Origin of the sequence: Streptomyces netropsis, from assembly GCF_014203545.1 — a bacterium.
Taxonomy (GTDB): Bacteria; Actinomycetota; Actinomycetes; order Streptomycetales; family Streptomycetaceae; genus Streptomyces; species Streptomyces netropsis.
In genome coordinates this window covers 686,884-711,696 of record NZ_JACHJG010000002.1, presented here as the reverse complement: position 1 = coordinate 711,696, position 24,813 = coordinate 686,884, and the positions used below count along the sequence as shown (strand labels likewise).

General features: G+C 71.8%; 26 protein-coding genes. 7 read left to right on the top strand and 19 right to left on the bottom strand.

The window, feature by feature from the left end; genetic code table 11:
• Positions 1–45 precede the first annotated feature (45 nt).
• Positions 46–1,125: an alpha/beta hydrolase gene (locus FHS38_RS07390; protein ID WP_184732021.1), complete on the top strand. Its 1,080-nt coding sequence runs from the start codon at positions 46–48 to the stop codon at positions 1,123–1,125.
• 15 nt (positions 1,126–1,140) lie between these two features.
• On the opposite strand, the gene FHS38_RS07385 is transcribed toward FHS38_RS07390, so the two are convergent.
• Positions 1,141–1,620 (bottom strand): hypothetical protein, encoded by a 480-nt coding sequence (locus FHS38_RS07385; RefSeq protein ID WP_184732019.1) that lies wholly within the window; start codon positions 1,618–1,620, stop codon positions 1,141–1,143.
• Positions 1,621–1,873: 253 nt separating this feature from the next.
• Between FHS38_RS07385 and FHS38_RS07380 the strand changes: the two genes are divergently transcribed.
• The gene (locus FHS38_RS07380; protein WP_229822757.1) at positions 1,874–2,767 is read left to right on the top strand and encodes an ATP nucleotide 3'-pyrophosphokinase; all 894 of its coding nucleotides are present in this window, start codon (positions 1,874–1,876) and stop codon (positions 2,765–2,767) included.
• Between the two features lie 36 nt (positions 2,768–2,803).
• Here the strand turns inward: FHS38_RS07380 and FHS38_RS07375 are convergent, their stop codons facing one another.
• Both FHS38_RS07375 and FHS38_RS07370 read right to left on the bottom strand, forming a co-directional pair.
• On the bottom strand, positions 2,804–3,295 hold the full coding sequence (locus tag FHS38_RS07375) for a hypothetical protein (RefSeq protein ID WP_184732017.1): 492 nt from the start codon (positions 3,293–3,295) through the stop codon (positions 2,804–2,806).
• A 100-nt stretch (positions 3,296–3,395) separates the two neighbouring features.
• Positions 3,396–4,160 carry a DUF72 domain-containing protein gene (locus FHS38_RS07370; RefSeq protein ID WP_184732014.1) on the bottom strand — a complete coding sequence of 255 codons (765 nt, stop codon included), beginning with the start codon at positions 4,158–4,160 and terminating at the stop codon, positions 3,396–3,398.
• 71 nt (positions 4,161–4,231) lie between these two features.
• Between FHS38_RS07370 and FHS38_RS07365 the strand changes: the two genes are divergently transcribed.
• From FHS38_RS07365 to FHS38_RS07355, 3 genes are all read left to right on the top strand, one after another.
• On the top strand, positions 4,232–4,657 hold the full coding sequence (locus FHS38_RS07365; RefSeq protein ID WP_184732012.1) for an HIT family protein: 426 nt from the start codon (positions 4,232–4,234) through the stop codon (positions 4,655–4,657).
• A gap of 170 nt (positions 4,658–4,827) precedes the next feature.
• Positions 4,828–6,186: a phosphoribosyltransferase family protein gene (locus FHS38_RS07360; protein WP_184732010.1), complete on the top strand. Its 1,359-nt coding sequence runs from the start codon at positions 4,828–4,830 to the stop codon at positions 6,184–6,186.
• A 51-nt stretch (positions 6,187–6,237) separates the two neighbouring features.
• Positions 6,238–6,507 carry a dsRBD fold-containing protein gene (locus FHS38_RS07355; protein ID WP_184732241.1) on the top strand — a complete coding sequence of 90 codons (270 nt, stop codon included), beginning with the start codon at positions 6,238–6,240 and terminating at the stop codon, positions 6,505–6,507.
• Between the two features lie 91 nt (positions 6,508–6,598).
• Here FHS38_RS07355 and FHS38_RS07350 read toward each other — a convergent pair whose 3' ends face one another.
• The 16 genes from FHS38_RS07350 to FHS38_RS07275 form a co-directional block, all read right to left on the bottom strand.
• Positions 6,599–6,994: a PaaI family thioesterase gene (locus FHS38_RS07350; protein ID WP_184732008.1), complete on the bottom strand. Its 396-nt coding sequence runs from the start codon at positions 6,992–6,994 to the stop codon at positions 6,599–6,601.
• On the bottom strand, positions 6,991–7,944 hold the full coding sequence (locus FHS38_RS07345; protein ID WP_184732007.1) for a beta-ketoacyl-ACP synthase 3: 954 nt from the start codon (positions 7,942–7,944) through the stop codon (positions 6,991–6,993). The genes FHS38_RS07350 and FHS38_RS07345 overlap by 4 nt, the downstream gene beginning before the upstream one ends.
• Positions 7,941–8,762, bottom strand: a complete 822-nt coding sequence (gene fabI, locus FHS38_RS07340; RefSeq protein ID WP_184732005.1) for an enoyl-ACP reductase FabI — start codon at positions 8,760–8,762, stop codon at positions 7,941–7,943. Before fabI ends, FHS38_RS07345 begins: the two co-directional genes overlap by 4 nt.
• Positions 8,762–9,982: a beta-ketoacyl-[acyl-carrier-protein] synthase family protein gene (locus FHS38_RS07335; protein ID WP_184732003.1), complete on the bottom strand. Its 1,221-nt coding sequence runs from the start codon at positions 9,980–9,982 to the stop codon at positions 8,762–8,764. Before FHS38_RS07335 ends, fabI begins: the two co-directional genes overlap by 1 nt.
• Positions 9,979–10,233 (bottom strand): acyl carrier protein, encoded by a 255-nt coding sequence (locus FHS38_RS07330; RefSeq protein ID WP_184732001.1) that lies wholly within the window; start codon positions 10,231–10,233, stop codon positions 9,979–9,981. Before FHS38_RS07330 ends, FHS38_RS07335 begins: the two co-directional genes overlap by 4 nt.
• 66 nt (positions 10,234–10,299) lie before the next feature.
• Positions 10,300–11,217: a branched-chain amino acid transaminase gene (locus FHS38_RS07325; protein ID WP_184731999.1), complete on the bottom strand. Its 918-nt coding sequence runs from the start codon at positions 11,215–11,217 to the stop codon at positions 10,300–10,302.
• An 8-nt stretch (positions 11,218–11,225) separates the two neighbouring features.
• Positions 11,226–12,368: a radical SAM family protein gene (locus FHS38_RS07320; RefSeq protein WP_184731997.1), complete on the bottom strand. Its 1,143-nt coding sequence runs from the start codon at positions 12,366–12,368 to the stop codon at positions 11,226–11,228.
• A 35-nt stretch (positions 12,369–12,403) separates the two neighbouring features.
• Positions 12,404–13,123, bottom strand: a complete 720-nt coding sequence (locus FHS38_RS07315; protein WP_184731995.1) for a ferritin-like fold-containing protein — start codon at positions 13,121–13,123, stop codon at positions 12,404–12,406.
• A gap of 138 nt (positions 13,124–13,261) precedes the next feature.
• Positions 13,262–13,714 carry an acyl-CoA thioesterase gene (locus FHS38_RS07310; RefSeq protein ID WP_184731993.1) on the bottom strand — a complete coding sequence of 151 codons (453 nt, stop codon included), beginning with the start codon at positions 13,712–13,714 and terminating at the stop codon, positions 13,262–13,264.
• Positions 13,715–13,760: 46 nt separating this feature from the next.
• Positions 13,761–14,897, bottom strand: a complete 1,137-nt coding sequence (locus FHS38_RS07305) for a ferritin-like domain-containing protein (RefSeq protein ID WP_184731991.1) — start codon at positions 14,895–14,897, stop codon at positions 13,761–13,763.
• A 12-nt stretch (positions 14,898–14,909) separates the two neighbouring features.
• On the bottom strand, positions 14,910–15,692 hold the full coding sequence (locus tag FHS38_RS07300; RefSeq protein WP_184731989.1) for a thioesterase II family protein: 783 nt from the start codon (positions 15,690–15,692) through the stop codon (positions 14,910–14,912).
• A complete protein-coding gene (locus FHS38_RS07295) occupies positions 15,689–16,039 on the bottom strand; it encodes an acyl carrier protein (RefSeq protein ID WP_184731987.1) in 351 nt (116 codons plus the stop codon). Before FHS38_RS07295 ends, FHS38_RS07300 begins: the two co-directional genes overlap by 4 nt.
• Positions 16,029–19,847: a beta-ketoacyl synthase N-terminal-like domain-containing protein gene (locus FHS38_RS07290; RefSeq protein ID WP_184731985.1), complete on the bottom strand. Its 3,819-nt coding sequence runs from the start codon at positions 19,845–19,847 to the stop codon at positions 16,029–16,031. Before FHS38_RS07290 ends, FHS38_RS07295 begins: the two co-directional genes overlap by 11 nt.
• A complete protein-coding gene (locus FHS38_RS07285) occupies positions 19,844–21,040 on the bottom strand; it encodes a radical SAM protein (protein WP_184731983.1) in 1,197 nt (398 codons plus the stop codon). Before FHS38_RS07285 ends, FHS38_RS07290 begins: the two co-directional genes overlap by 4 nt.
• Positions 21,037–21,762: a Phenylacetic acid catabolic protein gene (locus tag FHS38_RS07280; protein ID WP_229822756.1), complete on the bottom strand. Its 726-nt coding sequence runs from the start codon at positions 21,760–21,762 to the stop codon at positions 21,037–21,039. Before FHS38_RS07280 ends, FHS38_RS07285 begins: the two co-directional genes overlap by 4 nt.
• Positions 21,752–22,912, bottom strand: coding sequence for an aromatic ring-hydroxylating oxygenase subunit alpha (locus tag FHS38_RS07275; RefSeq protein WP_184731981.1), 1,161 nt, complete (start codon positions 22,910–22,912; stop codon positions 21,752–21,754). The genes FHS38_RS07280 and FHS38_RS07275 overlap by 11 nt, the downstream gene beginning before the upstream one ends.
• Before the next feature lie 472 nt (positions 22,913–23,384).
• Here FHS38_RS07275 and FHS38_RS07270 point away from each other — a divergent pair, with 472 nt between their 5' ends.
• Entirely contained in the window at positions 23,385–24,251 is an 867-nt protein-coding gene (locus tag FHS38_RS07270; protein ID WP_184731979.1) for an SCO6745 family protein, read from the top strand.
• 49 nt (positions 24,252–24,300) lie between these two features.
• On the top strand, positions 24,301–24,774 hold the full coding sequence (locus FHS38_RS07265) for a hypothetical protein (protein ID WP_184731977.1): 474 nt from the start codon (positions 24,301–24,303) through the stop codon (positions 24,772–24,774).
• The last annotated feature ends 39 nt before the right edge of the window (positions 24,775–24,813 follow it).

Genomic DNA, 24,813 nt, shown 5'->3' with positions numbered 1-24,813 from the left:
CCCGCCCATGTCCTTCGGGGCAGCACCATCATCCGGAGTGATGTGATGACCCACTCGCCCGACGGCCCACAGCCGCCCCAGGGCCGCCGCCCGCGCTTCCGCGCCAGACGCTGGATCATCACGGTGGCGTCCGTCACCACCCTCGGGCTGGTCGCCTGGCCCGTGCTCGACCACTTCGACATCCCTCCGTTCACCGACAAGGGCGACCCGATCAGCTTCGGCCAGGGGCAGTCCCGTGGCGTTCCGGGGAAGGTGAACCCCGACACGCTGATGCCGACCGGGCCCGAGAGGACCTTCACGATCGACGACACCGTCGACGACGGCACGAAGATCGCCAGGACGACCCTGCACGGCGAGAAGTCCGGATTCACCGGCGACGTCTGGGTGTGGGCGCCCGATCAGTACCTGCACGACAAGAAGTACGCCCGGAGCGGCTTCCCCGTCATGGTCGCCCTGCCCGGCGGCCCGGGCTGGCCGAGCAACTACTGGAAGGAGACGAAACGCAAGCTCGAGTCGTCCATCGCCAAGTGGTCGAAGGAAGGCAAGAGCCTGCCCTTCATCCTCGTCATGCCGGTCCTGAACCCGGACAAGAAGCACTACTACGACGGCAGTGACATCCCCGGCCAGGCGAAGATGGGCACCTGGCTGACCGAGGACGTCCCCAACCTGGTCAAGCAGAACTTCCGGACCCTGAAGTCACGCGACGGCTGGGCGTTCATGGGCTCCTCCTCCGGTGGCTTCGCGAGCCTGAAGGCCGTCCTCAAGTACCCGGACCGCTTCAAGGCCGTGATCGCGTCCGGCCCGGACATCGTGCCGGACTCCCCGCTGTGGGCCGGTCACGAGAAGGAGAAGCAGGAGAACAACCCGCAGAAGCTGGCTCAGAAGCTGATCAACAGGAAGGGCCCGGACGTCTACCTGGCCTTCCAGGTCGGCACCAAGGAGCCGGTCAAGCGACTGAAGGACGTACGGAAGTTCCAGGCCCGGTACGGCAAGGGCCCGGTCCACACCAGCCTCCGGGTGATCGAGGGCGGCAAGCACAGCGCCCGCAGCTACGTCCCGAGCCTGGGCGAGGGGCCGCTCCAGTGGATCAGTGAGCACATGCAGGGCCCGACCCCTTCGCCCTAGCCGACGGGCGCCGGGTCAGCCGCCGAGCTTGGTCGGTGCGGGGAGTTCCGCCGCCGCGCCCGTCCTGGTGAAGGTGTCCTTCTTGCCGGACTCCCAGGAGACGACGACGGTCTTGCCGCTCGACCGTTCGACTTTGCCCCGGGTCCGGTCGGTGTTGCCGTCGTCGCAGGTGAGGGTGAGGGTCACCGGCCCCGTGCCCTCGCCGACGGTGCCCGTGCAGACGCGCTTGCCGCCGCCCGCGTAGAGGGCGGCCCGGCCGTGGGAGATGGACAGGCCGACCGCGCCGTCGGCGGACGGGGCCGCCGCGTAGACGCCGTCGATGGATCCGCTCGCCCCCTCCTTCGCCGGGGTGCCGTTCCCCGAGGTCCCTGCCGAGGCGCTCGCGGACGGCTTGTCGCCGGTCTGTGCGTCACCGCCGCCACCGCCGCCACCGCAGCCGGTCAACAACACGGCGACGATGAACGCCGCCCCCGTGAACTGCGCTGCCTTGCGCATGTGCGTCTCCTCCCTCGGTGGGCCCGGGCGGGCCGGATCACAAGGTATCCGGCCCGCCGCACGGCTCCACGTCCCCGTACGGCCGTCTATTTCTCGCCCTGGACCGTTGTGATCGAGTCAAATAGCCCCTGGGGCGGGGGTGGTCCGCGAACCGATGGCCGCTCCCCCACGTTGATCGGCTGCCGACCCGGCGCGCGGATCCGTGCGCCGGGTCGGCACACGGTCCGGACGCGGGACAGGAAGGGAAGTCTCCATGGAGACGCTGGTCAAGGGACGTCGGGGTGCGGTGGCTGCCGCACTGGCCGCGGCGCTGAGTGTCGGGATGGCGCCGACGGCCGCGTGGGCCGCGCCCGGCCCGGCGGGCGGAGCGGACAGGACGAGCAGGAGCACCGCCCGCGACGACGGCTGGCACGGGGACGGGCTGGAGCTCAACGCCGCCGACAACCACGCCGTGGACGCCTTCCTGAAGCAGGCCGAGAAGGCCGAGAAGGAGATCAGCCCGCGCGTGCGGGCGGCGGCCGTCCTGAGCGAGGCCGAGCTGATCGGCTTCGACCAGCGCCTGAAGTCCCCGGACTCGCTGAAGCGCAAGGTCGCCACATCGATGAAGGAAACCCCGGGGCAGACCGTCAACCAGGCTCTGGCCACCATGAAGGACTCGGTGCGCTACACCTTGCAGTGGCCCGACGGGAAGTACTCCTCCGGCGTCACCCTCGCCGCGAACCTGCTGTCCGCGTGGGGCGACGACGCCGTGAAGTGGTCCAACACCTGGGACCGCCCCAAGGGGTACAAGGGCATCAACTCCGCTTGGCGCGAGCCGCGGTGGGGGCACTCGTACGAGGTGCAGTTCCACACCCCGGCCAGCAAGAAGGCCCAGCTGGACACCCACAAGATCTACGAGGAGCAGCGCCTGCCCGGCACCCCGCCGGAGCGGGCCAAGGAGCTCCAGGCGCAGCAGGACGCGATCTTCGCGGCCGTCCCCGTGCCCGCACGCGCCGCGGGGCTCACCGCCCCGGGCTCGAGGGTGCCCGCCGAGCTCTCCCAGCCGGTGCCCGTGGCGCCCCCCGCGACGCCCATCGCGACGCCCGCCGCGACGCCCGCCGCGACGCCCGCCGCGACGCCCGCCGCGACGCGGCTGCCCGTCGGCTGACGGCCGTCGTGCACGGCGGTGGGCGGCCGGCCCCGGTCAGTTGTCGCCCACCGCCGTGACGAGCACCGACCCGATGATGATCGTGCGGTGGGTCAGCTCGTCGAGCTGCTTCCGCTCGGCGGCGGGCAGGTGCCACTCCTCCCACCACGCGACCGTCTCCTGCGTGAGCGGCTCGGGACGCTCGGCCTCCCACGACTCGTACAACCGGGCCGCGAGCGGGAGGGCAGGACGGATCTGGTCGGCGTAGGCGGCGAGCAGCGCGGTCATGTAGCTGCCGGGCAGGTAGGCGTACCACTGGGCGACGAGTTGGTCGGCGAGGGCGGCCGCGTCCTGGAGCCACAGCACGTGCTGCGTCACCCACCCCTGCGGGTCCTGGCTCGCGGGCATGCCGGGCAGCAGGCGCTGCTCCAGCGCCGCACGGTGGGAGAAGAACGCCTGGCCCAGGGCGCGCTCGTCGCCACTGGGGATCCAGGAGCCCTGCTGCAGGGCGATCGCGGCGGCTTCGACAACATCAACGGCGTGGGTCATTCGATCACCGTACGGTGCCCGCCGGACCGCTGTGCACACACCCCCTGGTAACTCCCGGCGCACCCGGGGAACGGACCGCGCGGGGCGCCTGACGCCTCGTTCAGCCGTGCGCGGTCGGCGTGCGGCCGACCGTGCGCCCCTGTCCGGCGGCCGCCCGCGCGAAGGCGGCGGCGTCGTGGACGGCGGCGCCGCCGTGGTCGTTGTTGAAGTAGCAGTACACGTCGGCCCGGTCGGGCCAGTTCTCGGTGACGCGCCGCACCCAGCTCGTCAGGGCCTGGCGCCCGTAGCGTGGCCACGGCTCGGCCCGGCCGCAGTGGAATCGCACATATCCCCAGTCCGCCGTGCGCCACAGCGGGGTCACCGGCCGGGAGTCGTGGTCCGCCCAGCAGAGCGCGGCCGCGCGGTGTTCCAGGACGGCCCGCACCTCGTCGGTCCACCACGAGGCGTGCCGGGGTTCGACGGCCACCCGTGTCCCGGCGGGGAAGCAGGCGAGGGCGGTGTCCAGGGCGCCCGGGTCGGCGCGGAGCGTGGGCGGCAGTTGCAGGAGTACGGGCCCGAGCCGGTCCCCCAGCCCGGCGGCGTGGCGCATCAGCCGCGCCACCGGTTCCTCGGGGTCGCGCAGCCGCTTGATGTGGGTCAGATAGCGGCTCGCCTTGACGGCCATGACGAACCCCTCCGGGGTACGGTCACGCCAGGTGGCGAAGGTCTCCGGGGTGGGGAGCCGGTAGAAGGCGTTGTTGTTCTCCACGGTCGCGAACCGCCGGGCGTACTCCTCGAGCCACAGCCGTTGCGGCAGCTCGGCCGGGTAGAGGCCGTCGCGCCAGTCCTTGTACTGCCATCCCGAGGTGCCGACGAGAAGGGGCATGGGTGATCCCTGCCCCGAGGGGCCGCCGCCGTCACGGATAATTTCGCCACGGATCGACCGACGGGGAGTTGATGGGTGTCGTGAACTGCGTCTTCTGCGCGATCATGGCGGGCGAGCAGCCCGGTCACCGGGTTTTCGAGGACGAGACGGTGGTGGCGTTCCTGGACGCGCGGCCGCTCTTCCCCGGCCACGTCCTGGTCGTGCCGAGGCGGCACGTGGAGACCCTCACCGATCTGCCGGCGGAGGACGTGGGGCCGTTCTTCACCCGGGTGCGACTGATCGCCGGGGCGGTGGAGCGCGGCATGGACGCCGCCGGGTCGTTCGTGGCCGCGAACAACCGGGTCAGCCAGTCCGTGCCGCACTTTCATGTACACGTCGTGCCGCGTAACCGTAAGGACGGTCTGCGCGGCTTCTTCTGGCCTCGGACGCGGTATGCCTCGGACGAGGAGGCGGCGGCCGCGGCGGCGCGGGTGCGGGCGGCGCTGGACGTCGGCTGAACCGGCCGGGACCAGGCCTGGGGCGATCGGGGCGGGGTCGAGCGCGCCCGCGGCGGGCCCGGCCTCCACCGCATGGACTATCGGGCTGATTGTGAGGATATTGGACGTATAGCGACTCTCGTCCCGTTTCCCCTCGTCTTCCGGGGCCGGACCCGGGCCGGAGGTGGACCATGCGATTCGACGACCGAGAGGATGCCGGGCGGCATCTGGCGGAGCGGCTGGGGTATCTGCGCGGGGACCATCCGGTCGTGCTCGGCCTGCCGCGCGGCGGCGTCCCCGTGGCCTTCGAGGTCGCCCGGGCGCTGGACGCCCCGCTCGATGTGATCCTCGTCCGCAAGCTCGGTGTGCCGTACCACCGGGAGCTCGGCTTCGGCGCCATCGGCGAGGGAGGCGTGCGCGTCGTGCGGGACGACATCGTCCGGATGAGCCGGGTCGACGAGGAGGACCTCGCCGAGGTCCAGCGGACCGAGGAGACGGAGCTCGTCCGGCGCGCGGAACGCTTCCGTGGCGGACGGCCGCGCATCCCGCTGGAGGGCCGTACGGCGGTCGTGGTCGACGACGGCATCGCCACCGGCTCGACGGCGTCGGCCGCCTGCCAGGTGGCACGGGCCCAGGGCGCCGCCCGGGTGGTGCTGGCCGTGCCCGTCGCGCCCCCGGACGCGGCGGCGGCACTCAGCGAGGAAGTGGACGAGCTGGTCTGTCTCTCGACACCGGCGGGCTTCTCCGCGGTCGGCGAGTGGTACCGGGACTTCGCCCAGACCTCGGACGACGAAGTCGTCGAACTGCTGCGGCGCAGCACGGCGGAGCGGCCCGGGAATCCCGGGCCGGGCAGCGGCCGGGCCGTGACCGGTCCGCTGGAACTCCCGGTGGACGGCGGCCGCGTCCGGCTCTCCGGTGATCTGGCCCTGCCGGCCGGCGCCCCCGGTCTCGTCGTCTTCGCGCACGGCAGCGGCAGCAGCCGGCTGAGCCCCCGCAACCGCGCGGTGGCGGACGTCCTCACCGCGGCGGGGCTGGGCACGCTCCTCTTCGACCTCCTCACCCCCGCCGAGGAGCAGGACCGGGCGAACGTGTTCGCCGTGGAACCCCTGGCCCGGAGGCTGACGGAGGTGACACGGTGGCTGCGCCGCGAGTCGCCCGGCCCCGCGCCCCCGCCCGTCTGCTACTTCGGTGCGAGTACGGGCGCGGCGGCGGCCCTGTGGGCGGCGGCCGACGCGGCGGCCTCCGGGACGGACATCGCCGCGGTGGTCTCCCGGGGCGGCCGCCCCGACCTCGCCGGGCCACGGCTGGCCGAAGTCACGGCGCCGACCCTGCTCGTGGTCGGCGGCCGGGACGAGACCGTGCTCGACCTCAACCGGCAGGCCGCGGACCAGTTGACCTGCGAGAAGCGACTGGCGGTGGTGCCGGGTGCCACTCACCTCTTCGAGGAGCCGGGAACGCTCGACGCCGTCGCGGAACTCGCCCGCGACTGGTTCGCCGAACACCTCGGCGGCTACCGGGCCCCGCCCGCACCCACCGCGTCGGGCCCCTGACGGGACCCACGGGAAGCGAACAACTCAACGCACACACGGGAAGTGATCGCCATGGAGACGATCGTCGACTGCGCCATCGACATGGAGTTCCGTGAGGTCGATGCCATGACCCAGGCGGCCGTACGGCTTCGCCTGCACGACGGGACGGAGCTGATGGCACAGGGAATCGCCCACCGGCACCCCGACGACCCCGGCCAGCAGCGGGTCGGCGAGGAGGTCGCGGCCGCCCGCGCGCTGAACAATCTCGCCCACCAGTTGCTCGACAAGGCGGGTGTCGACATCGAGGAGGTCACGCATCTGGAAGCGCATCTGACGCACTGACGCGCTGACGAGAGGGCGACCGCACGGCTGTCCGGGTGCGGATCGACCACATGCCTGCCGGGCCTGCCCCGGAGTCACGACGCGAGCCCTGTCACCGCACGGTGTACGTCAGCGCCGCGGTCGCGACGAGGCGACGGGTGTCGTCCAGCACGTCGCCCCGCACCTCGGCCGTGCGCTTGCCGAGTTTCAGCAGCGTCGCCCGTGCCGTCAGGGCGCGTGGCGCCGGGGCTTCGAGAAAGCTCAGGCTCACGTTGCGCAGCAGGACCGACAGGGTGTGACCGGCGGTGTGTTTGACGAGGGCGTAGCCCGCGTAGTCGGCGATGCGCATCTGGTCGGGGCCACTGACGGTGCCGCCGGGGCGGATCTGGAATCCGGTGGGGTCGGCCCGCATGGTCAGGCCCCGGTCGGTGAGTTCGGTGACGCGGTGGTCCGCGAGGTAGGGGAACTCCCGCGCGAGCAGGTCGTTGAGGGCGTCCAGCGCGTTCACCCGCCTCCCCCTCCCCAGTTCCAGCCCACCACGCCGGCGCCCCAGGTGACGCCCGCCCCGAAGGCCGCCGTGCCCAGCAGGCCGGTCGGGCCCGTCCGGCCTTCCGCTCTGGCCTGGGCGAGGGCGACCGGTATCGAGGCCGAGGAGGTGTTGGCCACACGGTCGACGTTGAGGTAGAGCCGGTCGTCGGGGATCCCCAGTTCGCGCGCGACGCCTCTCACGATGCGCGCGTTGGCCTGGTGGGCGATGAAGAGGTCGATGTCGTCGATCTTCGCGGACCGCAGGGCCAGCACCTCGCGGGTGTACGCGCTCATCTTCGCGATGGCGTGCTCGTAGATCTCGCGGCCCCGCATCCGCAGGACGCGCTCACGGCGGTCCGCGTACAGCAGGGGGATCTGCTCGCCGTCCGAGGCGAGGGCGAAGGTGGGGGCGGGGCCGTCGGGCACGGCGGCGAGGACCACGGCGCCCGCGGCGTCGCCGAGGAGGACCGCCGTGGAGCGGTCGGTGCGGTCGGTGATGCGGGTGAGCGCCTCGGCTCCGCACACCAGCACGGTCTCGGCCCGGCCGGACTCGATCAGCGCCGCCGCGTGGTCGAGGGCGTAGAGGAAGCCGGCGCACGCGGCGTGCAGGTCGAACGCGGCCGCGTGCGGGGTGCCCAGCCGGGCGGCGACCTCCACGGCGAGGCCGGGGGTGACGCGGTCGGGTGTGGTGGTGGCGACGACCACGTGACGGAGCCCGGCGGGGTCCCGGCCCGCGACGTCGAGCGCGTCGTGGGCGGCCGCCAGGGCCAGGTCGGCGAGGTGGGCGTCCTCGTCGAGCCAGCGGCGTTCGCGGATGCCGGTGCGCTTGACGATCCACTGGTCGGAGGTGTCCAGGTGGTCCGCGAAGTAGGCGTTGGGCACGACCCGTTCGGGTAGCGCCGCCCCCACCCCTGTGATCACCGCGCTCACCGTGGCTGCTCCCCGGGTGTGCCGGGCACGACCGTGCCGCTCCCCATCGCGACGGCGTGCATACCGCCGTCCGCGTGCAGGATCTCGCCCGTCACGGTGGCGGCCAGTTCGGAGAGCAGGAAGAGCACCGGCCCCGTCACCCGCTGTGCCGCGTTGCGGTCCCAGCCGAGCGGCGCGTCCTGCTCCCACCGGTCGGCGATCGCGTCGAAGGTCGCGATGCCGCGCCCGGCGACGGTCTCCAAGGGGCCGGCCGCCACCAGGTTGACCCGGATGCCCGACGGGCCCAGATACATGGCGAGGTAGCGGCAGACCGCTCCCAGGGCCGCCTTGCTCACGCCCATCCAGTCGTACCCCGGCCAGGCCGCCGACGAGTCGAAGTCGATGCCGACGACGCTGCCCCGCCCCGGCGAGCGGCGCAGTTGCGGGGCGAGGGCGACGGTCAGGGAGTGGAGGGAGTACGCGGCGGTGCGGAAGGCCGCGGCCGCGCTGTCCGGCCCGGTGGTGAGGAAGTTCCCGCTGATCGCGTCGCGCGGGGCCGCCGCCACGGCGTGCACGGCGCCGTCGAGGCCGTCCCAGCGGCGGCTCAGCTCTTCGGCGAGCGCGGTGAAGTCCTCCGCGCGGGTCACGTCGAGTTCGAGGACGTCGGGCGGGGACGGGAGGGCCGCGGCGGACTTCTCGGTGATGCGGCGGGCCCGCCCGAATCCCGTCAACACGATGTCCGCGCCCGCCAGTTGGAGGGCTCGCGCCGTCCACCAGGCGATGGAGTCCTCGTTGAGGACGCCGGTGATCAGATAACGCCGTCCGTCGAAGGAGAACATCAGTCGCCGCCTTCCGTCGCTCCCGCGGCCAGGACGAGGACCGCGTTGTGACCGCCGAAGCCGAAGGACGTCGACAATGCTGTCGGTCGGCCGTCGGCGGGCAGCGACCGCGCGGTGTGCACGTGGTCGAGCTTCCCGAGCCGCTCGTCGGGGTCGCGCAGTCCTACGGTCGGCGGGGCGGTGGCGTGACGCAGTGCCTGGAGGGTCGCGATCGCCTCGACGGCGCCCGCGGCGCCGAGCAGATGGCCGAGGTAGGACTTGCTCGACGAGATCGGGACGGCGGCCAGGTGCTCGCCCAGGGCCAGGCGCAGCGCGGTCGCCTCGGCGCGGTCGTTGAGTACGGTCCCGGTGCCGTGCGCGTTGACGTAGGCGATCTGGTGCGGTGCCCGGCCGGCCGCTTCCAGTGCGGTGGTGACGGCCCGCGCGGCCGCGCGGGCGCTCGGCTCGGGGGCGGTGAGGTGGTGGGCGTCGGAGGTGGCGCCGTACCCCAGGATCTCGCCGAGCACGGTGGCGCCGCGTGCGGCGGCCGCCTCGGGGCGTTCGAGGACGAGGATCCCGGCGCCCTCGCCGGGCAGGAAGCCGTCCCGGTCCCGGGCGAAGGGGACGGATCTGCCGGTGGGTGACAGGGCCCCGGCGTTGCGGAATCCGGCGTGCAGGACGGGGCTGACGGCCGCCTCCGCGCCGCCGACCACGACGGCGTCGGCTTCCCCGGCGGCCAGGATCCGCAGGCCGGAGCCGATGGCCTGCGCGCCTGCCGCACAGGCGGAGGCCACGCAGTACGACTCGCCGCGCAGCCCGTAGCGCATCGCGAGGTGCGCGGCGGCCGCGTTGGGCATCATCATGGGCGCGAGCAGGGCGGAGACGAAGGCATCGCCGTGCTGGGCGAGGCGTGCCAGCTGTGCTTCGTGGCTGCGCACGCCCCCGACGCCGGTGCCGATGACGCAGGCCACCCGCTCCGGCGGGTAGGGCGGGCTGCCGCGGGTGCTCCAGCCGGCCCGGCCCAGCGCCTCGTCGGCGGCGGCGACGGCGAGATGGGTGAAGCGGTCGGCGCGCCGCACTTCCTTGCGGCCGAGGAACTCCTCGGGGGTGAAGTCGGCGCACAGCCCTCGCCCCGCGACCAGTCCGCTGGCTCCCTCGACGGCCCTGCGGTGCAGGACGTCCGCGCCGACTCCCAGGGGCGTCACCGCCCCGAAGCCGGTGACGGCGGCACGGCCGCTCAACGGAGCCCGGCGGCTCGGTAGACGTACTCCAGTACCTGGCCGACCGTCTGGTTCTCGTCGAAGTCCTTGGGCCGGACGGGGACGCCCAGTTCCTTCTGGAGGGCCTGGCTGAGTTCCACGACGTCGAGGGAGTCGACGCCGAGCTCGTCGAACGAGGACTCCACGGTGATCCGGCCGCGTTCGATGCCGAACGCCACCAGGGTGTCGGTGACGAACGCGTCGATCACATCACGGCTGAGCGTGTCGGACATGGGACTCCTAACCCTGGAGGGTGGGGTGGTGCCGGGCGGGCCACGGGGCCCGCCCGGCACCGGTACTCAGCCGACCGGGGTCAGCCAGTGCTGGTAGCGCGGTTCCTCGCCGACGGTGATCGCTCTGAAGAGGTCGCCCAGTTGTTTGGCGACCGGCCCGGGTGCGCCGATCTCACGGTGGTCGAGCGACTGGACCGGCACGACCCCGGCCGCCGTGCCGCAGACGAAGACCTCGTCGGCGCCGTAGATGTCGGAGCGCAGCAGGTTGCGGACCTCCAGGCGCATGCCGAGGTCCCGGGCCAGTACGCACACGGAGCCCGCGGTGATGCCTTCGAGCGCTCCCGCGCTGGAGGGCGGGGTGTGCAGGACGCCGTCCCGGACGACGAAGATGTTCTCCGCGCTGCACTCCGCGACGTAGCCGTCCCGTGAGAGCAGCAGCGCCTCGTCGAATCCGGCGTCGACCGCTTCCCGTTTGGCCAGGACCGAGTTGAGGTACGGGCCGGAGGCCTTGGCCGCGGTGGGGACGACGTTGGGGTCGTTGCGCCGCCAGGAGCTGGTCATCAGCCGGATGCCGTGGGTCGGCGCCTCGTCCCCGAGGTAGCTGCCCCACTCCCAGGTCGCGATGGTGGTGCGGACGGGGGCCCGGCGGGTGTCGAGGCCCATCACGCCGTAGCCGAGGTAGACCAGATGGCGCACGTAACACGCCTGGTGTCCGTTCTCGCGGACGAGATCGAGGGAGGCCCGCGAGAGGGTGTCACGGTCGTGGGTGAGGTGGATGCGCACCATCCGGGCGCTGCGTTCCAGCCGGCGCAGGTGTTCGTCCAGCCGGAACGCCGCCGGCCCGGCCGCGGTCGGGTAGACCCGGGTGCCTTCGAGGACCCCCGTGCCGTAGTGCAGTCCGTGGGTGAGCACATGCACCTGGGCTTCGCGCCATGGCACCAACTCGCCGTCCATCCAGATCGCTTGCGCTTCGGGCAGAGTCACGGCAGCTCCTAGTCGTCACGTACCTGACGGGTTGGGTGCGCCTCATGCTGCTTGCTCGCGTGGTACGGGGACCAGTGCCATTGACGCCAGTAGCTCTCGGCGATGTCGAGCCACTCCTCGAACCGCCGCGTACTCTCCAGGAAGCGGGGTGAGTTGACGACCAGCCAGCTGTAGACGGCCTGGCTGTCGCGGCAGCCGTGGCAGTCCCCGGACGTGCAGCAGAACTGGAGGGTGCGGTAGTCGGCGCCCCAGACGGCGAAGCCGGGGATGACCGGGTTTCCGTTGCCGACCCGTTCCTCGTGTTCCGGCAGGTCGACGCTGATGCTGGGGCAGACGTCGTAGCCGAAGGTGCCGCCCCAGTGCGACGTCCCGGTGATCAGCGTCCGGATGAAGTACGGGTGGCTGACGACGGTCTGTGGGTAGCGCTCCTGGACCCGCAGGGCCTCGTCGAGGACGCGGGACTCGTCGATGATCTTCAGTGGGGTCTCGGTCCCGTGCTCGCTGTAGAAGTTGAACGTGACGATGTTGCCGTTGTCGGCGATCTTCCGGACCGTCGGTTCGATGTGCGCGAGGCCGGCTTCGGAGAGCGCGAAGATGAACATCACGCGCGGGTCGTCCTTGTAGTGCCGCAGGGCGGTGTCGAACAGCCCGGTGAACGTGCTGCCGTTGACCCTGATCGCCCGGAGGTCGTCGTCGAGCGGGCCGCCGCCGAAGAGGCTCACCGCGATGGCGATGTGCTCGAAGCCTTCGCTGGGCATCTTCCGCAGGCCGTTGGTGGAGATGGTGACGTAGGGCAGGGCCTCCACGAACGGCTCGACGCGTCGCAGGACGAGGGTCGGCTCGCCGCCGATGAGCGTGGCCTGGGTGACGCCGTCGTCCTTCAGCCCCTGGGCGAAGGCGCGGATCCGGCCGATGTCGGACAGCTCGTGCAGGGCGGTGTCGAAGCCGCCCTCGAAGTACCAGCAGCCCTTGCAGCGGATGTTGCAGGCGTTGGTCAGGTGGACTTCGCAACTGCGGACCGCGCGCCCGGTGTGGCGCAGCCGGCGCAGCCGTGCCGCGAGGTCCGGCCGGTCGGTGAGGACGGCGGCGGTACGCGCTTTGGCTTCCGCGCGGGTGAGCGGTCGTGGGGTGAGGGGTAACGGTATGACCATGGGGGGTCTCCTGGACCGGTGCGCGACGCGCGTGGCTACTCCGGAACGGCGAGTCCGAGATGCTTCACGCGCGGGATCACGCGCTGACGCCAGAGGTCGCATGCCTCGCCGTTGGTGGTCCTGCGCAGACCGAAGCGGACCGCGAGCTTCGCCCGCTCCGAGCGCGGGCTGCCGAAGATCTTGACGAAGGTCGGCCAGAGCCGGTCGAGGGCGGTCTGCAATTGTTCGCGCCCCTCCTCGCTCGCCGCGAGACCGCGGCATACGCGCGCACCATGGGCAATATGGATCTTCTCGTCCAGAATGATGGTGCGGACGGCCTCGGCCCAGGGCTTGAAGCTGCTCTCCGAGAATTCCTTGATCATGATCATGGCCGTCTCCTCCCCGATGTAGGAGAAGATCCCGCGCTCGGCCCAGGTGGTGCAGGTGTGCAGCGTCTGATCGGCGAACAGATTTCGCTCCGCGAGCGTCTGCCGCTCCATATAGGTGGTGTCGACGCCGACCGAGGCGAGCACACGCTTGCCTATCTTGTAGTGGTCGTATTCCTCCACCGCGCGCTCGGCGCAGACCTGGCGCTCCTCAGCCGTCGGCGCCAGGGGGAGGAAGACCTGAACGTAGTCGTCCCCGCCGGACAGCTCGCCCTCGGTGTTGACCGTCATCTGCTTGAGCGCGATCTCGCGGTACTCGTCGGGCATCGCCAGGAACTCCTCCGGCGTGCGTACCACTACGTCTTCGTCGTCCGGCAGGGACAACCCCATGTGGCATCACCTTGTGATGAACAGCGAAAATGTGCGTGCGTACTTCATTGATCGTCGGCGCCCGATCGGCCATTCGTCGAAAATGCTAACGATAGGTGTGGCGCGCGTCCACTGCCCGTGATGTCTCGATCACCGATTCTATGTTTCCGGCGGGATCGTCTCGAATTCCGCCACGGCGTCACGCCAGGCGTCGGGCACGGGGATGGAATGACCTTCCACCGCATTGTAGGCGATCATCGCGGTCTCACCGGCGGCCGCCACCGCGCCATCGCCGTCGCGCCACATCAGATACGCGAAATCGAAGGACTTCGCGCCGATCCGGGCCACGCGGATGCCCACGCTGACCGGGTCGCGGAAGCGCAGCGGCTGGAAGTAGGAGAGAGCGACGCGCCCGACCACGAAGCCACGCGGGCCGTCCACGTCCTCCTTCAGCACGTCGATCTGGTACGCCGCGCGGGCGCTCTCCGCCCAGCGCACATACGCCACGCTGTTGACGTGCCCGAGCATGTCGACGTCGTGGAACGGTGCGGTGAACCGCAGGACGCAGCGGAAGTGGGACGCGTCGGTGTCCAAGGGCTTGCGAGGTGTCACGCGGATCGGTCCTCCCGTCGGTCCCGCACCGGCACCCCGAGCGGGATCAGTTCGTCGTGCTCTCCCCGCCCGTGTCCGGGGACCCCATCGCGATGGTCTCCGCGACCTGGGCGTGGCGCGCGGCCAGCTCGCGCTGCTGCCGTTCGGCGGCCCGGGCGACATCCTCGTCCCGGCGCATCAGGCTGTCCAGGTCCTCCTTCGCCCACTCCAGTACGCCCAGCTTCTCGTACTCCCGCGCCACCCGGTCGCTCCACAGGCCGATGTCGCGCAGAGCGGGCACGATCCGGCTGAACAACAGCTTGCGGTACGCCCTCATCGAGGGCGAGCGGTCCGCGCTCGCCACGCAGTCGGCGGTGTCGAGGCCCAGCGCGTCCCACATCTCGTCGCCCCGGAACCGCCGGAACAGCAGATGCGACCCCTCGATCACGAACTCCTGGCGGCTCTTCAGCTCCGCGTCCGAGAGATCCGCGTACAGCTCCTTGAGCGCCATCCGCCCGAACGCCACGTGCCGGGCCTCGTCCTGCATCACATAGGCGAGCAGGGCGTGCGGCAGTGGCGCGGTGTGCGCGGTGGCGTCCCGCAGCAGCCCGAAGGCCGCCAGCGCCAGCCCCTCGATCAGTACCTGCATCCCCAGGTACGGGATGTCCCACCGCGAGTCGGCGAGCGTCTGGCCCAGCAGGGTGCGCAGTGCGGGATTGACCGGATACATCAACCCGAGTTTCTCGCCCACGAAGCGGGAGTACGCCTCCATGTGCCGTGCCTCGTCGACCACTTGGGTACTGGCGTAGAACTTCGCCTCCATCCCCGGAACCGTCTCCACGATCCGCGAGGCGCACACCAGAGCGCCTTGTTCGCCGTGCAGGAACTGGCTGAACTGCCATGCCGTGGTGTGCAGGAACACGTCCGCCACGAACCGGCGGTCGTGGTGGAACCGCTGCCAGTCGCGTGAGCCGTGGATGGGCAGCAACTCCTCGCTCTGGCCGAGCGGGTTGGCCCGGTCCACCTCCAGGTGCCAGGGGATCCGCGAGGTCGCGTCCCACTGGCGGTCCTTGCCCCGTTGGTAGAGCGCCATCAGCCGCTCGTCCGTGACGTCGTAGTCCCAGGTCATCCGGCTCACGCCGGAAGCCGGGACCTCGAAGGACGTCGTCGTCTCCCCCGTATCCGCCCTGCTCGTGCTGTTCATGCCCGTCACACCTCATCGCCTCGGGATGTCTTGACGCCCTTGAGCCGTGTCGCCTGCCGGTCGTCCCGCCGCCGGTGACGGATCGGGCTCCCGTTCGATGCCGCGCAGCGCCTCCCGGATCGTCGCGACGTACGCCGAGGCGTGCTCGCGGAAGCAGAAGTGGCCGCCGGGCACTTCCCGTGCCGTGAAGCCGGCACGGGTCCATCGTTCCCAGCCCCGCACGGTCCCGCCGGGGAACAGGGGGTCGTCGGCGCCGTACAACGCCAGCACGGGGACGTCCACCAGTCGGGGTGGCCCGTCCGACGGGTCCGCGCCGTCGGCCAGTTCACGGCCCAGTGTCAGGTCCGACCGGCCCGCCGCCCAGGTGCGGTCCGCCCCGGCGCGCCGCGAGGTGGCCCGCAGTTCGCGGGCGGCGGCGCCGAGAAGCTCCTCCGCCCCCGCGCCCAGGCGGTCCGCCAGGTGCGGCGGCGGACAGCAGGAGACCACGAGCAGACTCGGTGGCGCCTGTGGCCCTCGGGACAGGGCCACCGTCAGCCTGTGCGCCAGCAAGGCGCCCAGGCTGTGCCCGAGCACCGCGTACGGCAGACCCGCCCGTGCCGTCGGGGCGGCCTGAGCGGACAGCGCGGCCACCGCCTCCGTCACATCACGGGGCGGCGGGCGGTCCGCGAGCCCGCCACGCCCCGGCAGGTCGAGCCCGGTGAAGTGCAGCTCCGGGCCGCCCCGGCGGGACAACCGGGCGTACGCCAGGCCGGTCGCACCCGCGTAGGGAACGCACAGCACGGGCACCGGCGTCACGTGGGCCGCTGTTTTCGCAGGTCGGCGACGATCAGCGCGGCCAGCCCGCCGAGGGTGGGACGCCGGGCGACGTCCTCCACGGTCAGTACCGCACCGGTCGCGTCGAAGACGTGGTCGCCGATCTCCAGGGCGAGCAGCGAGTCCACTCCGAGCTGATCGACGGGGACGTCGGCGGGGACGTCCTCCGTGGCATCCAGCTCCAGTCCCTGGCGCACCAGAGCGGTGAGATGGACGAGCGCGGCCCCCCGCATCAGCTCGGCGTCCGTGCCGGCCTCCCGGTCGGTGAGGATCGCGAGCGCCGCGTCGGGGGCCATGACGGGAAGGGGAGAGGTCAGGTCATCGGTCACTTCGGCCTCCGCCGATCCAGTAGGGGCGTCGTTCGAAGGGGTACGAAGGCAGGCGCACCCGTCGGAACGGCCCGGCGTTGAGGGCGCGTACGTCGGCGAGGGTGCCGTCGGCGACGTACCGGGCGCAGGCCGCGTCGTACGGGTCCTGCGCGCCCGACCGGTCCGGCACGTCGCCGCGGCCGCCCGGGAGGGGGGTGTCGGTGAGCCACTTGTCCATGGCGTCGAGCAGTTCCGCCGTTCCGCGGGCGTGGAAGGCCACGCGCTCGGCGAGGACCGGCCGGTGCCACGACAAGGTGCCCGCGACGTCGCCCAGTTCGTGGGGTGTGCCGCGGAGCGCCGCGGCGAGCCGCTCGACGCTCGCGCGCAGCGCGGCGTCGGTACGGGCGGAGACCGGTACGGCGAAGCGCCGATCCGGCTGGGCCGATCGGGGCAGCCGTCCGGTGTGCGGCTCGGGCGACGGCGCCTGTTCGAGGACCACGTGGACGTTGGTGCCGCTGAAGCCGAACGAGCTGACTCCGGCGGCGCGGGGCGCACCGCCGTGGGCCGGCCACGGGATCGGCTCGGCGGTCACCGCAAGCCGCCCGGCCGCCCAGTCCGCCGCGCCGTTCGGGCCGAGTTCGCCGCGGGTCGGGGGGATCTCGCCGTATTCCAGGGCGAGGACCGTCTTGATCAGGCCGGCGATGCCCGCCGCCGCCTCCAGATGGCCGAGGACGCCCTTCACCGAGCCCAGATACAGCGGCCGGTCGCGGCCGTCCGCCAGGACCGCCGCGGAACCCAGCTCGACGGCGTCCCCCAGCACGGTGCCCGAGCCGTGGGCCTCCAGATAGCCGACGCGGGACGCGGGCAGGCCGGCGTCCCGCAACGCCGCGGTGATGACGTCCCGTTGGGCGAGACCGGACGGGGCGGTGATCCCGTTGCCCGTGCCGTTGTGGTCCAGGGCGCTGCCGCGGATCACCGCCCGCACCGGCAGTCCCTGCTCCCGGGCGGCGGACAGCGGCATGAGGACGATCACGCCGCATCCCTCGCCGCGGACGTAGCCGTCGGCCGCCGCGTCGAACGGCAGGCAGCGGCCGGAAGGGGACAGCACACCGAGCCGGTCCAGGGCTGCGGTCGGCTCCGGGGCGAGGACGAGGTTCACCCCGCCGACGACGGCTCGTTCGCACTCGCCGAGGCGCAGCGCAGAGACCGCCAGGTGCACGGCCGTCAGCGAGGACGAGCAGGCGGTGTCGACGGACAGGGACGGCCCGCGCAGTCCGAAGTGGTACGACAGGCGCCCGGCCGCGACCGACGGGCTGGCGCCGACGGCGGAGAAGCGGGACAGCGGTGACCGCTCGGCGATCCGGGCGTAGTCCGTGGCGGAGATGCCCACGTACACGCCGGTGCGCGAGCCGCGCTGCGCGAGGGGGTCGGTGCCCGCGTCCTCCAGGGCCGCCCAGGTGGTCTCCAGCAGCAGCCGGTGCTGTGGGTCCATCGCCCGTGCCTCGGGTGCGCTCACCTTGAACAGTGGTGCGTCGAAGCACTCGACGCCCTCCAGGGCGCCGAGCCGCAGTCGGCCGGTGTCCGTGTCCGTGTCCGCACCGAGCAACCGGGCGCGCTCGTCGGAGAGTTTCCCGGTGGCGTCGAAGCCGCGCCGCAGAAGCCTCCAGTACGCGTGCGGATCGTCGGCGCCGCCGGGAAAACGGCAGGCCATGCCGACGACAGCGATGGGCTCACGGCCGGTGGAAGGGGCCGAAGGGGCGGTCTGCCGGGCGGTCGCGGTGGATGCGTCCCATGCGGTGGCGGCCGGGCGGCTCCTCTGTTCCAGTGCGTCGGAGAGGGCGGCGACACAGGGGTGGTCGAAGAGCATGCCCACCGGGACCTCGGTGCCGGTCCGTTCCTCCAGGCACGCCGCCACCTCGGTGAGGCCGAGGGAGTCCAGGCCCAGTTCGCTCCAGGGACGGTGGTGGTCCACCGTGTCGGCGGGCACGCGGAGCACGGCCGCCACCGCCTGCCGCGTCACGGCCGCCGCGAGGCTCAGGCCGGTGTCCGGAGCCGGGGCGGCGGCGGGGCGCGGTGTCGTGTCGCTGCCGGAGTCGGCCCGGTGCAGTTCGGGCAGGGCGCCCCGGAGCAGCTGATCGCGGCAGAGGGAACGGCGCACCTTGCCGCTGGTGGTCTTCGGGACGGTGCCCGGTGGCACGAGGACGACGAGCCGTACGGCCACACCGCAGGCCCGGCCCACGGCCGCTCTGACGTCCCGCACCGCCGCGTCGAACAGGACAGCGTCATCGGCGTCGCCGCCGTCCGGGTCGCGCCGGCGCACCTCGGCGACGACGGCGACCTCCTCGCCGTGCACTCCGTCGAGGGCGAACGCGGCCACGCACCCCGGGCGCAGGGCCGGGGCGCCGCGCCAGGCGGCGTCCTCCACGGCGGCCGGGGCGATGTTCCGGCCGCGCACGATGACGATTTCCTTCAGCCGTCCGACGACCACGAGTTGCCCGCCGTGCAGGTACCCGAGGTCGCCGGTGCGCAGATACGGGCCGCTGCCGTCGGCGAGGCGGGCGCCGAAGGCCGCGGCGCTGTCCTTCGGGCGGCCCCAGTACCCCGCGCACACGCTCGGCCCGCGCAGCCAGATCTCGCCTTCCCGTCCGTCGTCGGTGATCCGCTGCCCGTCCGGGGTGGCGATCACCAGCTCGCCGTCGCCGGGCTCGCCGCTGGCCACCGCCGCGTCGCCGGGGAGCACCAGGGGCTGGCGGCGCTTGGGCGTGCCGGTGACCATCAGGGTGCTCTCGGCGAGTCCGTAGCAGGCCAGGAAGGCGGAGCGGCGGAAGCCCGCGGGAGCGAAGACCGAGGTGAAGTCGTCCAGCGTGCGAGGGCGCAGCATCTCGGCGCCGTTGAACGCCACGTCCCAGGAGTCCAGTCGCAGCTCGGCCACGTCCTGCGGCCGTGCCTTGCGGGCGCACAGCGCGTAGGCGAAGTCCGGTCCGCCACTGGTGGTGGCGCCCACTTCGGAGATCAGGCGCGGCCAGGACAGGGGGTCCCGCAGGAAGGCCAGCGGTGAGCTGAGGTGTACGGGGAAGCCCTGGTGCAGGGGGGTGAGGATGCCGCCGATCAGTCCCATGTCGTGGTACGGCGGCAGCCAGATCACCCCGGTGGACGCGGGGCCGTGGCCGAACGCCGACTCGATCACTTCGAGGTTCGCCAGGACGTTGCGCTGGAGCGCGACCACTCCCCTGGGCCGGCCGGTGCTGCCGGAGGTGTACTGGAGGAATGCCACGGAATCGGGGTCGGGGCGGTGGATCGCGGCCTCGTCGAGTGGCGGGGCGGGCCGGTCGGTGGCCAGGGTGCGTACCGTGGCGACGCCCGCCGACGCGAGGGAGGACGCGACGTACTCCTGGAGGTCGGCCGTGGTGCACACCACCTCCGCGTCGCAGTCGGCGATCACGGCGGCGAGCGCGCCCCACTGGTCGGGGGTCATCGGCGGGTAGGCGGGCACCGGGAGGAATCCGGCGTACATGCAGCCGAAGAAGGCGGCGATGTAGTCGGCCGACGGCGGTGGGTAGAGCAGGACGGCGCGGGGGCCCGGGTGTGTGCCGGACGCGGTGCGACGGCCGTCGCGCAGCCAGGCGGCGGCGCGCCGGGCGCGCTCGTCGAGTTCGCCGTAGCCGAGCGGCTGGACGTCGTCGGGGCCGCCGTCGCGCGGATGGTGCAGGACGTAGCCGATGTGGTCGGGGGTGGTGGCCGCCCGGAACCGTACGGCCTCGGCCAGGCTCGCGACGGGGGTCCGGCGGCCCGTGAGGTGGTGGGGGATGCTCCAGTCCCGCTGTGTCACACACCCTCCTGCGGTGCTGTCGTCGCCGGTGCCGAGGCTGTTGCCGGACCTGGGGCCGGGGGGCCGGGGGGCCGGTGGGCGGGGTGGAAGGGGGACCAGTAGAACTGGCTCCAGTAGCTCTCCGCGATGTGCACCCACGTCCACAGCTGCTCGGCGCTCTCCAGGAAGTGCCGGGGACTGACCATGAGCCAGCTGAAGACGGCCTGGCTGTCCCGGCACGACTCGCAGTGCCCGCTGGTGCAGCAGAAGTGCACGGTCTCCAGGTCCGCGGCCCAGGTGTTGAACTGCGGCAGCACGGGGTTTCCGTTGCGCGTGCGGGAGTGGTGGGCGGGGTGCCGCGCGCTGATGCTGGGGCAGACGTCGTAGCCGAAGGAGTCCCAGTGCGCGTCGCCGGTGATCATCACCTCGATGGTGTAGGGGTGGCTGGCGACGGTGTCGGGGTAGAGCTCACGCACGCGGAGCGCTTCCGCGAGGAGTTCGCGGCCGCGCACCCCGCGCAGCGGATCGTCGGTGTCGTAGCTGCTGTAGAAGTTGAAGTGCACCCGGTTGCCGTTGTCGTGGATGCGGCGGACGGTGTCCTCGATGCGGTCGATGCCGTCCTCGGACAGGGCGTAGACGAAGCCGGCCCGGGGGTCGTCGGCGTAGTGGCCGAGCGCGGTACCGAAGAGGTCCGTGAACCTTTTTCCGCTCGGTCGGACGGCACGCAGTTCGTCGTCCAGCGGCCCTCCGCCGAACAGTGAGACGGCGACGGTGACGTCCTCGAAACCGGCGCGGGGAAGCGGCCGGAGGCCGTTGGTGGAGATGGTCACCCGCTCCATGGCCTCGCGGTAGACCGCGATCCGGTCGAGGAAGAGCGTCGGCTCTCCGCCGATGAGCAGTGCGGTGTTGATGCCGCGGGCCGCCTCGTCGGCCACGAACGCCTTGAGGTCGGCCAGGTCGGTGTTCTCCCGGGAGGCCTTCTGGAATTCGTAGGTGAAGAACCAACAGCCCTTGCAGCGGATGTTGCAGGCGTTGGTGAGGTGGTATTCCGAGGCGCGGATGCCGGCCGCGTAGTGGCGGATGGCGTCGAAGCGTCGCCGGAGTGCGGGGTCCGCGGCCAGGATCTGTCGCAGCCGCTGTCCCCAGCCGCCCCGCTCCGGTGCCGCTGGGCGGGAGCGGCCGGGCACCTGCGGCACGGGGACGAACTGCTTCATGCGCCGGGTCCGGGTACGGTCAGTCCGATGCGCCGGAGTTCGGGCACGACGCGCGCCACGAAGTCGTGGCGGGCCTGCGCGTTGGTCTTCTGTCGCAGCCCCCAGCGGAGGTACTGCGGTGACCGGGTGGACTTGTCGCTGCCGAACAGACTGAGGATGAACGGCCACATGCGGTCCAGCGTGGCCTGGACCTCCGCGCTCCCCTCGGGCGTGCGTATGAGCTCGCGCACGATGCGCCGGCCGTGCCCGACGTGGACGAGCTCGTCCTTGATGACTTTGTCGAAGGAGGCGGCCCAGGGCCGGTAGCTGCTCTGCGCCATCTCCTTGATGTGGTCCAGGACCGCGTCCTCGCCGAGGTAGGAGAAGAGCGCGCGCTGCGGCCAGGTCTTGATCTTGTGGATGGCGGGGGACGCGTACAGTCCGCGCTCCATCAGCTTCTGGTGGAGCATGTAGTCGGTGTCGATGCCCAGGTCGTTCAGGACGGCGGCACCGATCATGTAGTGATCGACTTCCTCGGCCGCGCGCTCGCAGCACACCTTGCGCTCGTAGGCACTGGGTGCGATGGGGAAGAAGATCTGCAAATAGTCGTCGGCCCCCGAGAGTTCACCCTCGGTGTGCACCATCATTTGGTGCGTGGCCAGTTCCTGGTATTCCTCGGGCATCGTGCGGAACTCTTCGGGTGTCTCGACCCGGAGAACCTCCGGCGCGGTGTCAGTGGTCACGCGTGAGCGCCTCCTCGATGCTCTGGTGGAACCAGGAGATGGCCTTTTCGTAGCGGCCGAAGGTCAGCGCCGCGTTGGCACCGGACTCCAGCCCGCGCTGGATGGAGAGGAAACGCTCCGCGTCCTCGCGCTTGACCTTCTGCACCACCTTCAGGCTCTTCTTCCACGTCTCCTGTTCGGCCTCGGACTCGTGCAGGCGCCGGGCCAGCAGGGCGTAGAAGTGCAGGGTGCAGTGCCCGACTCCGTCCGGGTACACGTGCCAGACGGCGGCGTGCTCGGGCAACACCGCGATCATGGTGTTGGGCCAGACGACGTACAGGATGGTGGACTGTTCCACCAGGTCCCATTTGCTCCGGTCGATGTGCCGGAGTTCGGTGATCTCCCGGCGCGGCAGCACGCACCGGATGTGCGGGCCGAAGTGGTCGAACTTCGCCACGTTGGAGAGGAAGACCGGATAGATCGTCTTCCGGTGGGTGAACTTGGTGTGGTAGTTCTCCAGGAAGATATCGAACGGCAGCTTCCAGTTGACCGGGTGCGGGGCCCGGGAGGCGTCCAGGCACACGAAGTCGTCGAGGCCGAGGTCGCGCAGGTCGGTTCCCACCTCGGCGAGCCAGTCCCCGAGCGGGCGCCGCGGGGCGTTCCCGTCGGCCTGGACGTACACGAAGCCGGCGTGCTCCCGGCACCACAGCTCGCGCAGGCCGTAGTCGTCCTTGGCGGACGCGACGGCGGGGAAGCCGAAGTCGTCGGGGACGTGGCGGAGCGCACCGTCCTGCCCGTAGGTCCAGGCGTGGTACGGGCACGCGAACGCGTTCGCCCGGCCTTCGGGCTCCTCGGCGAGGAGCGTGCCGCGGTGCCGGCAGACGTTGACGAACGCCCTGATGCGGTCGTCCTTCCCGCGCACGACCAGCAGCGGGACCTTGCCGACGGAAAGGGTCTTGAACGAGCCCGCCCGGGGGAACTCCCCCACGTGGCCGACGGCGAGCGGGGTGCGGTACCAGATCCGGTCCACCTCCGCCTCGAAGCGGGAGGGATCGGTGTAGACGGACACGGGGTTGTGGTACTCGTGGTCCTGACCGGCCATGTCCGTGGTGCGCTGTTCCTCGAACGCGAGCAATTCCTCGATGATGCGGACCTGGGAGGCGTGATCCACCGGAGATTCCTCTCGGACGAACGTGGATCGCAGGGGTCGGTGAGTCGTGGGGTGGGGGATGAAGACTCTTCCTGGACCGAGGCACTCGGGCAGCACCCGTGCCTGTACGCGTGTCGCGCCGCACTGAGGGCGCACGCTTCATGTGTGCGGCGATGCAGGCGCGTTTCCGCCATGACATCCCGACTTCCGTTCGAGTCTTCGCGCCGTGCCGGGATACGTCAAGCGTCGTGCGGCGCCGGACGGGCGGACTTCGGCCATTTGGCGCCGACACCGCGAATCCGGTAACGGACGGCGCCCGGCTCCCGGGTGAGCAGCGACGACCCGGGCGACCGGAATGCGGCACCGGGGCGCCCGGCCTCCTCCCGGCCTCCGTCGTGGGGGCATGCGACGTGGCCGTAATTCGCTGTCGGCCCGTCAGCGGCGGCTCATCGCGCGCCGCCGGCGACCTGACCCGGAGGTAACCTCCCACGTCATGGAGCGCAGAGCGCGGATGCTGTGGTTGCGGACCGAACCCCTGCACGCGGTTGTCTACTTCCACCCGCAGTGCCGTGGAATGGGCCGCGCGTTGGGTCTCAAGGGCTTCTGGATGGGCTACTTCGCCACCCGCGCGGCTCCGCTGGGGCCGGTCGGGCCGGCTCTGACCGCCGCCGTGTTCTCCGTCTTCGCGCCGTCGATGATCGCCCGGGCCCTGCCCGCCGCCTGGGACACGGTCACCCCGGCCGAGGCCGTCACCCACCGGACGCGCACCGCGGCGGCCGCGCTGCGCGCGCTCGCTCCCGAGACCGAGGAGCTGTCCGCACGGGTGGAGCGCCCGCTGCGCGCCATGGTCGACGCCGCGCCCGCGGGAGCCCGCCCGCTGTTCGCCGCCAACCGGGAGCTGTGCGAGGGCGTCGGACCCGATCCGGTGGAGCGGCTGTGGCAGTTGGTCACCACCGTCCGCGAGTACCGGGGCGACGCCCACGCGTGCGTGCTCGCCGACCATGAACTCGACGGTTGTGAGGCCTTGTTGCTCGCGGCGTCCACCGGCCGGGTGCCCACGGAGGGGATGCGGCAGGACAGAGGATGGAGCGAGGAGGAGTGGGGCGCCGCGCGGGAACGGCTGCGGGAGCGGGGGCTCCTGGCGCCGACGGGCGAAACGTGCACGCGGCGGGGCCGTGAGCAGCGGCAGCGGATCGAGGACGAGACCGACCGGCTGTCGGCCCGGCTGCTGCGCCCGCTGGAGAAGGCGGAGGACGTGGATGCGCTGATCACGGCGCTGGAACCGGCCGTGTCCCGGGTCCTGGCCGCGAACGTCCTGCCGTTCCCCAACCCCATCGGCCTGCCCCGCCCGGAGGCCTGAGACACCCCGGAGACAGCTCGGTAGACAGCTCATCGAATGGAGACGCTCCATGCGCAGCCCGAAGCCGGAACTGATTTGGCAAGGACGGATCCACCTCGGTGACGAACCGGGGTTGTACGACGACGCCCATTACTCCGGGCTGTCCGCCGAAGTCCCCTTGACCCTGGAGAGGGCCGACCCCCAGGGGGACGCCACGGCACTCGTGGTGGTCACCGAGGGGGTGGAGACCTTCACCGGCTACCCGGGCCATCTGATCACGGTGACGGCCTATCTGCCGGATCCCGCCCGGCCCTACCACAGCGTCGAGACGGTGCTGGCGACCGCCCGGATCACCAGCGCGGACCAGAACCGCAAGGAGATCCCCCTCGCCCTCGCGAACCGCCCCTCGCCGCTGTTCGTCAGTGTGCGCGTACGGATCGACACCGAGGTGCCACCGGGGCTGTACGACGACTTCGTCCTGACCCGGATCCTTCACGCGTCGCAGAACTTCGCCTTCGTCGCCTCGCTCGGTTTCCACATCTGACGCGGTGCGGAACGGCTCGCACCACCGTACGGCCGCGCT